This is a genomic window from Nocardia transvalensis NBRC 15921 (assembly GCF_000308875.1).
GTDB classification, from domain to species: Bacteria; Actinomycetota; Actinomycetes; order Mycobacteriales; family Mycobacteriaceae; genus Nocardia; species Nocardia transvalensis.
The window spans coordinates 17,946-27,012 of the sequence record NZ_BAGL01000116.1 but is presented as its reverse complement, the minus strand read 5'-3'; the positions used below and the strand labels follow the sequence as shown (position 1 = coordinate 27,012).

Genomic DNA, 9,067 nt, shown 5'->3' with positions numbered 1-9,067 from the left:
ACTACAGCAACAGCGACTACGTGCCCCCGGCCGAGACCGAGCAGCACGCGCACTTCGCGGGCGGGCTGATCGTGGAGACCGGCCCGACCGTGCACCACCGCCGCGTCGTCCGGGGATTCCCCGAATGACCGCGCCGACCAGCAGACCGACCGCCGCCCACGCGCGCGCCAGCTGGCAGCGGGTCACCGCCGCCCTGGAGCAGGCCGTGGGCGGCGGTCGTGAGGCGGGTAGCTGGACCCGGTACTGCTGCCCGGTGCACGAGGGCGACGGCCGCGCGCACGATCCGTCCCTGGGCGTGAAGTACCTGACCGACGCGGGCCGCACGAAGGTTCGGTGCTTCGCGGGCTGCCCCGACACCGAGATCCTCGGCAGGCTCGATCTCCAGGTCAGCGACCTCTACGACGAGCCGATCACCCGCGCGGGCAAGGGTTTCCGCCGGCCGACCCGCGCACCGCAGCCGCGGCCGGTGCCGCGCGCCGAGCAGGCCATCACCGCCGCCGGTCTGCCGCTGGTCAAGGTCACGAAGGACCACGGCGCACAGACCGGCGGGGTGAAGACGGTGGCCTCCTACCCGTACGTCGACCAGGCCGGTGTCGTGGTCGGTGAGGTGGTCCGCCGCCACATCCCGCACGAGCACGGCCGGAAAAAGGAGTTCTACCAGCGGCATTGGAACCCGCAGACGGGCCGGATGGAGGCCGGTGGGTTCGCGCCGGTGCCGTTCCAGCTGCCGCAGTTGCTCGACGCGATCGGCGAGGGCCGCTCGGTCTACGTCTGCGAGGGCGAGGAGGACGTGCTCGCCGCCGCCCGGGCCGGGATTCCCGCGACCTGCAACGCCGCCGGGGCCGGGAAGTGGCGGCCCGAACATGCCCAGTGGCTCAAGGGCGCTCGCCGTGTGGTGATCGTCGCCGACCGTGACGCCCCGGGCTACCGGCACGCCGACAAGGTCGCCGAGTCGCTGCGCGGCCTGGTCGGTGAGGTCCGGATCGTGCAGGCCGCCGCCGGGAAGGACCTGCGCGACCACTTCGCGGCCGGGCACGAACTCGGCGAACTCGAACCGGTGCCGGGCCTGGACCCGCGCACCCCGCTCCCGGCCCGTGCGGAGGCCGTAGCCACCCCTTTCGCCGGTGACCCGTCGCCCGCCCGCGCGGCCGACGGGTCCCAGCTCGATCACCCCACCACCAATGGAGGTTCCCACATGCCCGACAACTCGACGATCAACCTGTCCGGCCTGCACAGCAGCGACAGCGGTCACCACCACGACGACACGATGGACCACATCGGCGGCCGCTTCGCGATGCTGATGCAGCGCGTGATGCAGGAAGTGATGCAGCGCGCGATCACCAGCCACGCCGCGCGCCGCGAGGCGGCCGAACAGTGGCGCAAGTACGACGAGCGCCGCCGCGCCGCCGAGGAAGCCCAGCACGCCGCCCAGCGCAAGGCGGTCGAGAAGATCCTCGCCGCGGCGAAGAAGACCGGCTTCGATCGGCTGTCGCGCAGCGAGATCGCCGCCGTGCTCAAGGACGCGGTGGAGTGGGCGCCGGACTCCGACGCCGCCCGTCACGCGGCGACCGAGCTGGCCGACCACATCCGCGAGCGGTGGGGCGTGCACGTCGACGTCGACAACGGCCACGTCACCGTGGACGCCCCACCGGAGATGGCCGCGAAACTCGCTGCCGCCGAACAGGAACGCGCCGCCGCCGCGCGGCTGGCCACCGCGCAGGACCGCATGGTGGAGATGATCGCGACCGAGGGCGTCGACGAGGAGTCGCTGCGGGCGCTGCGTGCGCAGATCGAGCAGTGGCGCACTTCGCCGTCCCCGGAGGGTGTCGCGCAGCTGGCCGGGAACCTGCACGATTTCGCCGCGCGCGGCGCGGACGGAGCGGCGAAGAAGCGGCTGCTCGAGCAGATCGAGCACTGGCGTCAGCAGCCCTCGCCCGACCGTCTCCAGCTGGTGTCGCGGCAGGTGCAGGCCCTGGCCGACGCGAGTATCGACGAATCCACCCGGCAGTCGCTGTACGCGGCGGTCGAGCAGTGGCGCAAAGCGCCGTCCCCGCAGGGCCTCCAGCAGCTCACCGAGAAGATGAAAGCCGCCGGCGTCGGCGAGAAGACCCGCACCCGCACAAGGTTCGTCGCGCTCTACCTCGGCGCACCCGCCGTCGCCGAGACGACGCCGATCACCGATCTCGGTGGCCCGGCCACGCTGGCGTCGACCGCGCTGCGCAAGCTCGACGAGCCCCTCGTGGACCCGGGCGAGGAAGTCAAATACCGCGTCGACACGCTGCTGATGGACTACCAGGCCAAGCTCAAGCACGGCCACGACACCGTCTCCGTGCAGGCCCGTCTCGCCGACGCGGTGTCGGTGATGACCCCGGAGGACCAGCAGATCGCCCGCGACCGCGGCAAAGCGATCCGCGACAACCCCGCCGGGCAGTACCGGCAGCTGTGGCCCGAGCACGTCGACCGCGACGAGCTGGCGGCCACCGTCCGCGCCTACGCCGCGCTCGCGCCGACCGTGGAGGCCACCGCCGCCAGCGCCGACGGAACGGACGTGGACGCGAACTGGGCTGCCGCGCAACGCGATCGGGCCACCACGATGCGGTCGCAGATCGACAAGGCGATCCGCTCCGGCAAGGGCCTGGACCGGCTGGAGAAAGACCAGCTGCGCGCCGTGCTCGCCGATGTCGAGGCGGGCAAGACGACCGTGCCGGACATGCTGCTGGCCGACGACCGCACCACCGCCGCGCTCGACCGCGACCGCGCCGACGAGATCGGCTACCGCACCGCCGCGATCAACCGCCGCGAGGTCGAGGAGATCCTGTCGGGCCACGCCGCACCCGAGACCGCGGTGCGGTCGGTGCGCGACGAGCTGGGCCGGGTGGCGGTCGAGCAGGCCCGCCTCGCGGCAGGCCGGACCTCGCTGCGCGACTACGAGGGCACCGGCGCCGACGAGAAACTCCTCGCCGGTCTGGTCGCGGGCGGTGTCCCCGAACCGGTCCGCAACCAGGTCCGCAAAGCCCTTGACAACGCACGCGAGGACTCCGCGGTCACCGGCCACCAGGCCCGCCGCATCCAGGACCGGTGGGCCGACCGCCGCGAAGCCGTCGCGGTCCAGCGCACCCCGGAAGGGCCGGCCTACGACAGCCCCGAACGCCGGGCCGGGCTCGCCCACAACCTGCGCAACGCCGGACTGTCCCCGGACGAGGTCCGCCAGAACATCGCCGCCGACGGCGGCCGCGCCAAACCGCCCAGCACACCCGTGCAGGCTCCCGCGCCGGAGAAGAAGGTCCGGCTGACCACCCCCGGCACCGGCCTGCAACAGGCATACAACCGCGCCAACGGCCGCGACCAGGGCATCGGGGACTGACCGATGCCACCGCTCGACACCGCCGGGGAGCGCGAACCCGACCTCTACGACTGGCGGACCGCGCCCGCGCACCTGATGACCCGCCGCCAGCTCCGGGCGGCGGGCCTGCGCCCGGGCGGCCAGCAGCCCGTGGCCTGGGTGCCCGTGGAGTGGCGCGGCCGCACCCAGTACGCGGGCCTCTACGACTCCCGCCGCGCCGCGCCGAAGCGGATCGCGACCCCGGCCCAGCTGCGGGCCGTCGCGAAAGCGATCCGCGAGCACCAGGCCCGCGCCGCCGAACGCCGCGGCTACAGCCGCGCCGAACTCTCCCGGGCCACCGACCCGGGCCCGGGGTGGACCGACACCCCGGCAACCACCGATCAGGAGGAACCCATGTCCGACAACGAATTCGAGATCTCTCACGGAGCCGCCCACATCGAGGCTGTTCAGCTGGCCGACGAGCTGGCCGCTGCGCAGCGCGACGCCGAGATCGATGCCGACGACATCACCGGCTACGAATCCGCCGAGTGGGTCATGGTCGCCCAGGAACGCCTCGACGCTCACCTGCGAGACCACCGCGAGCAGCTCGGCGGCGATCCGCACTGGACGTCCTACTACGCGAGCCTCGACCGCGCCGAGAGCGCGCCGCCGGAGACGGCGGGCGTCCCGGCCGGGCACGGGCAGCGCATCGCGCACGTACTCGCGGTCACGGCTGTCAACCAGGCCCGCTACGGCCTGCACCAGATCCGCGCCAGCCAGGAGGCCGCGCAGCGCCCCGATTCCCTGCTCGCCACCCGACAGCTCGACCAGCAGCGCGCCTTCGCCGAAACCCGCCTCGACCGGATCGCCTGGGCCAACCAATGGTCGCTGGCCGGGTCCCTCACCGACGCGCTGATGTGGCACGGCGCGTCCGATCTCGCCGCGACCCAGCTCGACAGCCTGCGCCGCGTGTTCGCCGAGCAGTGGGGTGTCCTCGTAGACGTCGACGAACTGACCGTCAGCATCGACCCGGCCGTAGATCCCGAAGCACGGCAGACCTACAACGAGGCCGCCGCCGTGCACGCCCGGCAGACCGCCATCCTGGAAACCCTCGATACCCTGCCGCTCGACCAGGCCGTGAAAGCCGCTGCCGCCGACGCCATTGTGCGGTGGCGCGGCGAGGATCTCGACCACGATCCGGGCGCGTACCTGCGTGACGGCGAGCAGCGGCGCGCGCAGCTGGCCGCCGATCTGGATTCCGCCGGCGTCACCGGCGCCGACCGTGAGCGGATCGATTTCGTCGTCGACTACCTCACCGGCGGCGGACGGGATATCGACCTGCTGGCCAGCCCGGTCTTCGTCGACCCCGGCCAAGAAGCCCGCGGGCGGATCCCCTCGCTGCTGCTCGGGTTCGGCGACGGCCAGGTCTCCGCCGAGCAGATGGCCACCGAGATCGCGGTGATGACTCCCGAGGACCAGGCCCGCGTCCGTGAGGTCGGCACGGCGATCCGCGCCGGACAGGACCCCGACGTGCAGCTGTGGCCCGGCTACGTCGACCGCGACCAGCTCGGCCGGGAGATCGAGGCGCTCGCCGCCGATGTCGAGGAGCTGGCGGTCACCGCGGACTACATCGCCGACAACGACATCAGCAGCGAGTCCCCCGAGATGTGGGGCGTCGACGACGAACTCGGCGAGAACATCGCGCGCCTCGCATCGAGGGGAGACAGGATCCTCGCGGCCGCCGCCGGTGAGGGCCTCGCCGATATCGAGCGGGTACAGGTGGCCTCGATCGTCGACGACGTCGACGCCGGCCGCATCCGTGCCCGCGCCGATCTGCCGGAGCTGGTCTTCGCCGACGAACGGTCCAAGCGGGCAGTCGACGAGAAGCGCCTCGCCGCGACCGCGAGCGAGGTGGCGGCCACGGTGCGCGGCCGGGTCGCCGAGATCCTCGGCGAGACCAGCATGGCCACCCCCAACATGGTGACTCTGCAGACGGGCATCCTCCGCGACACCATCGCGTCGGTCGCCTTCGGCGCGACCGCCCACGGCGTCGACCACGAACGCCGCCGCTACGTCGGCCAGCGCGCCAAACTCGACGACGAGTTGCGCCGCGCCGGGGTCGAGGACGAGAAGCGCCAGGCGGTCCGCGCCGCGATCGACGACACCGCCCACCGGGCCGGGGTCGCCGGACAGGTCGCCGCCGACCGCCACCAGCGGTGGGGCGTCAAGGTCGAACGCGTCGCGATGGTCCGCGACGACCACGCCGCGCAGCAGCGCGCGGCCACCGCCGGCCGCGCCAAACCCCCGGACGCCGCCCGGGGCGCGGGCCTGCAGCGCGCGTGCACGGCTCGGATCGACCAGTCCCTCAACGGAGTTCAGTCCCCGGCCCCGGCCGGGATCCGGCAGCTGCACAGCATGGAGGTGGATCGGTGATGCTGTTCGACACCGAGTACGTCGTGTTCGTCGCCTACACCGACCCGATCGAGGACACCCCCGTGGTCGACATCTTCGGCGGTGAGGTCATCTACGACCCCGACGACGGCAGCTACGAGGGCTACGAGCGTGGGCACTGGTGGGAATCGGTCCCGATGGCCACCGAGGACGGCGTCCCGGCCGCGCTCGACGACATCGACACCACGCTGACCCGGCTCGGCTACGAACGCACCGGGCCCTGGCACGGACCGAAGGTCACCCGCCGCGGTGAGCGCTACGTCTCCGACGGCACCGCGCACCTCGAATCCCTCGGCGGGCCCACGACCGCCCGCCGATAGCGCCCGAAACGCAGCTGACCCCCGCCGAATCCGCCGGCGGGGGTCAGCTGTGTCCCGGGAGCGGGTCTACACGTAGAGCAGCAGCGCGGCCATCACCAGTACGAGCAGCAGCGCCACGGGCGCCAGCACCAGCAGCCACCCGTGTCCCGGATCGGAGAGGCCGCGCGCGGCGCGGACCTCGGCGCGGTACTGGCGCATGAAATGCCGTTTCCGCATGTAGGACGGTGTGCGGCGCAGGTCGAAGTCCCCGGCGGCCGCCATCTTCGAGTACGCGGCGAAGGCCCGCTTGTCCGCCTCCGTCAGCGGTCGCGGCCCATACGGGTATGGGCACACCGGGGAGTAGTGGAACGGGTACGCGCACCCGGGATTCGCGCACGAATACGTCCGCGTCCACGCCATCGCTCTGTCCCCTCGCTCGCGTCCGCCCAGCCGATCAGTATGCCCGCGGCCACCGACCAGCGCACCCCTTCCCGCGTCTGACCTCGGCAGTGTCCGGTTTTGCGCACGGATTTGAGGGGACATGGGACGGCCCGGAGCCGGTGGGGGCTTCGGCATCCGGGCCGTGCCGCGCCTGCTGCTCCGCATAAGGAGGGGGTGGGGCTTCCCGAGGCGCGGGTCTGTCGAGCGTAAGCCGCGACGTGCGGCGGCAGGGGAGGATTACGTGAGCATCTACCGATACACGGGGTCCTCCCGGGGGACAGAGGCCCTTGGAAGTGCCCATCTACCTGCGAATTCCCGTCGTTCGGGTGGGGCGGTTTGGTCGCCCTACGGAACGCCCCACGGATCGACCACGGCCCCGAAGACCCCGAAGACCCCGAAGACCCCGACCGAAACGGCCGTTTTCGGCCCCGATTCTGGGAGCCGATAAGTGAACGTTATCGGCGTCTGACCGGCTTTCGATGGCCCATCGATGTCTGCGAATTCCGACGCCGCTACGCCGTGACACCGGGGTACGGCGGCAGCTGTGGGATGCCGGTGTCCCGGTCGACCGGGACACGGATGTGGACGCCGCAGTCGAGGGCGCCGAACAGCCAGCGCAGCGCCCGGCCGCGAGCGCCGGCATCGAGTTCCGCCAGAGCGGCATAGGCGGTACGCATCGCGGCAAGCTCGGCGGGCGGTGTGGATTCAGGAATCGTCATGTGCGCCAGGCTCGCACGCCGGTGTCGCACATCTGTCGCACCACCGTTGAGCAGGGAAGGGACCCGCACAAAGTGTCGTGGGCTAAGGGATTTCGTGGGTGGTCGGCCCCATAATCTGCGCATGGCATTCACTGTGCAAACCGCCGAAGACCCAACAGCCGTCATCGAGTTCAGCGACAACGACCGCTTCACCATCCGCGCATCCGGAGTGCTGGAGGTGGAGAGCAGGAACTACGGCACGCGGATCTACGCACCCGGGTTCTGGCAGCTCGTCAACTGCGGGAACCACTCCGAGCTGCTACGCAAAGTGGAGAGCTGACCGCCCGTCCGCCCCGTGCCAGGGGAATCAGCGCAGCGTTGTCCGGGCGCGGACCCACACCGCTCGTTCGGCCTCCATCATCTCCAGCGCGGCCTCCGGCTCCATGCGGTCGGCGGTCCCGGTGATCACCACCAGTCCGCCGCCGTCCTGGTGCAGCTGCTCGACGAGCTGCCGCCAACGCCGATCGGCCTCCAGCGCACCCGTGTAGATCTCGCCGAGACCGGGCGGGCCCGCGATCGTCGCCGTCGTCATCGCCTTGGCGATGGTGACCAGCCAGCCCGGCGTCACCTGGTGCGCGAACTCGGCATCCGTCATCGGCATCGCGCCGTGCGCGGTGACCGCCGCCGTCCAGGCGTCGGCGGCCGCCAGCTCGCCGGACGGCGCGATGTGGACGCTACGCATCCGGGGCAGCACGATCAGGACCGGGTCCGAGCCGATGACGGCGGTGTACGTGGTCGCCTGCTCGATCGGCGGCAGCGAATCCTGGAGCGGCATTGGCCGACCCTACCGCCGAAATCCCTTGCGCGGCCGCTCATTCGTGTCCAGCGGGCACGAGGTACCGAAGCGGCCACCAGTGCGGGTAACTCCCAGGGACCTCGGCGATGTCGCCGGTCGGCGCGAGGAGGGTGCGGACGCCGTCCTCGATCTCGTCGACGCGGAAGATGTGGTCGCTGTCCGGGGTCTTCTTCACCAGGTCACCGATTTCGATCACGTGTCAACGATATCGCCCCAGGGCTTACAATCCGAACATGTGTGCGAACGACACGCCGCCGCGCACGGAGGGCACCGAGCCGCGGCTGCTCGACCCGGACGGCGCGGGGCATTACCACCGGACGCTCACCGAGCCACCGACCGAGATGTGGGTGCGCCTAGACGCTCTCTGCGTCCGGGACCCGGGAACGCCGCGCCGGACCAACGGCTCCGGGCTCGACATGACCGGCGAGCGGCCCGCCCGCGTCACGCACTGGATCCCCGCCGAGAGCGGGGACTGGCTGGGCTTGGCCAGCTTCTCCGTCCCGTACGCGGACGGGCGCCCGGCGATGCATGTGCGCGCTCAGCTCGTCCCGGCCTACGCGCTGCGACCCCGCCGCCGGCGGTAGCCGCGCGGCGCGGCGGTCAGCTCGCGAGTAGGTACCGCGGCTCGTCCTCGGCTTCGCCGCAGTAGCAGCCCTCGCAGGCGGTGCACGAGGTGCAGCCGTCGCAGACCTGGGTCATCGGGTGCCCGCACTCCGGGCGCACGTCGTCGTCGATCGTCGCGGCGTGCGGGATGAGCGGCTCACGCCGCATCGGGCGGTACTCAGCCATAGCCCGCATCATCCGCCCACCCACCGACACCCCCGCCCGAGATTCGGCCACCGGTCGTATCCCGGAGCCGCCCGCCCGGCCCACTCCCAGACCACACATTTCGCCACCCCTCCACCAAGGCCAAATCTCTTGCACAACGGCCGTTAACTTCCTGACCTGGGCATCTTCCGACGCGCCGCTCGGCACCGTCACACCTCTTCCACCATCCCGT

General features: G+C 71.7%; 10 protein-coding genes. 5 read left to right on the top strand and 5 right to left on the bottom strand.

From position 1 onward, the window contains the following. Positions 1–124 precede the first annotated feature (124 nt). Genes ON41_RS39415 through ON41_RS31120 form a run of 3 tightly spaced genes read left to right on the top strand, consistent with a single transcriptional unit; the run spans position 125 to position 6,093 of the window. On the top strand, positions 125–3,364 hold the full coding sequence (locus ON41_RS39415) for a toprim domain-containing protein (RefSeq protein ID WP_051162867.1): 3,240 nt from the start codon (positions 125–127) through the stop codon (positions 3,362–3,364). A 3-nt stretch (positions 3,365–3,367) separates the two neighbouring features. Further along, positions 3,368–5,755 carry an RRQRL motif-containing zinc-binding protein gene (locus ON41_RS39410; protein WP_051162865.1) on the top strand — a complete coding sequence of 796 codons (2,388 nt, stop codon included), beginning with the start codon at positions 3,368–3,370 and terminating at the stop codon, positions 5,753–5,755. Continuing rightward, positions 5,755–6,093 carry a hypothetical protein gene (locus ON41_RS31120; protein ID WP_040751699.1) on the top strand — a complete coding sequence of 113 codons (339 nt, stop codon included), beginning with the start codon at positions 5,755–5,757 and terminating at the stop codon, positions 6,091–6,093. Before ON41_RS39410 ends, ON41_RS31120 begins: the two co-directional genes overlap by 1 nt. 66 nt (positions 6,094–6,159) lie before the next feature. Here the strand turns inward: ON41_RS31120 and ON41_RS31115 are convergent, their stop codons facing one another. Both ON41_RS31115 and ON41_RS41935 read right to left on the bottom strand, forming a co-directional pair. Next, complete coding sequence (locus ON41_RS31115) at positions 6,160–6,492, bottom strand: hypothetical protein (protein ID WP_040751698.1); 333 nt, start codon at positions 6,490–6,492, stop codon at positions 6,160–6,162. A gap of 533 nt (positions 6,493–7,025) precedes the next feature. Further along, on the bottom strand, positions 7,026–7,232 hold the full coding sequence (locus tag ON41_RS41935; protein ID WP_157185675.1) for a hypothetical protein: 207 nt from the start codon (positions 7,230–7,232) through the stop codon (positions 7,026–7,028). A 121-nt stretch (positions 7,233–7,353) separates the two neighbouring features. On the opposite strand from ON41_RS41935, the gene ON41_RS31110 reads away from it, so the two are divergent. Further along, on the top strand, positions 7,354–7,551 hold the full coding sequence (locus ON41_RS31110) for a hypothetical protein (protein WP_040751697.1): 198 nt from the start codon (positions 7,354–7,356) through the stop codon (positions 7,549–7,551). A gap of 27 nt (positions 7,552–7,578) precedes the next feature. Here the strand turns inward: ON41_RS31110 and ON41_RS31105 are convergent, their stop codons facing one another. Both ON41_RS31105 and ON41_RS31100 read right to left on the bottom strand, forming a co-directional pair. Then, a complete protein-coding gene (locus ON41_RS31105) occupies positions 7,579–8,046 on the bottom strand; it encodes a hypothetical protein (protein ID WP_040751696.1) in 468 nt (155 codons plus the stop codon). A 37-nt stretch (positions 8,047–8,083) separates the two neighbouring features. Next, the gene (locus ON41_RS31100; protein WP_040751694.1) at positions 8,084–8,263 is read right to left on the bottom strand and encodes a hypothetical protein; all 180 of its coding nucleotides are present in this window, start codon (positions 8,261–8,263) and stop codon (positions 8,084–8,086) included. Between the two features lie 37 nt (positions 8,264–8,300). Between ON41_RS31100 and ON41_RS31095 the strand changes: the two genes are divergently transcribed. Then, on the top strand, positions 8,301–8,651 hold the full coding sequence (locus ON41_RS31095) for a hypothetical protein (protein ID WP_040751693.1): 351 nt from the start codon (positions 8,301–8,303) through the stop codon (positions 8,649–8,651). A 16-nt stretch (positions 8,652–8,667) separates the two neighbouring features. Here the strand turns inward: ON41_RS31095 and ON41_RS31090 are convergent, their stop codons facing one another. Then, positions 8,668–8,856 (bottom strand): hypothetical protein, encoded by a 189-nt coding sequence (locus tag ON41_RS31090; RefSeq protein ID WP_157185674.1) that lies wholly within the window; start codon positions 8,854–8,856, stop codon positions 8,668–8,670. Between the last annotated feature and the right edge of the window lie 211 nt (positions 8,857–9,067).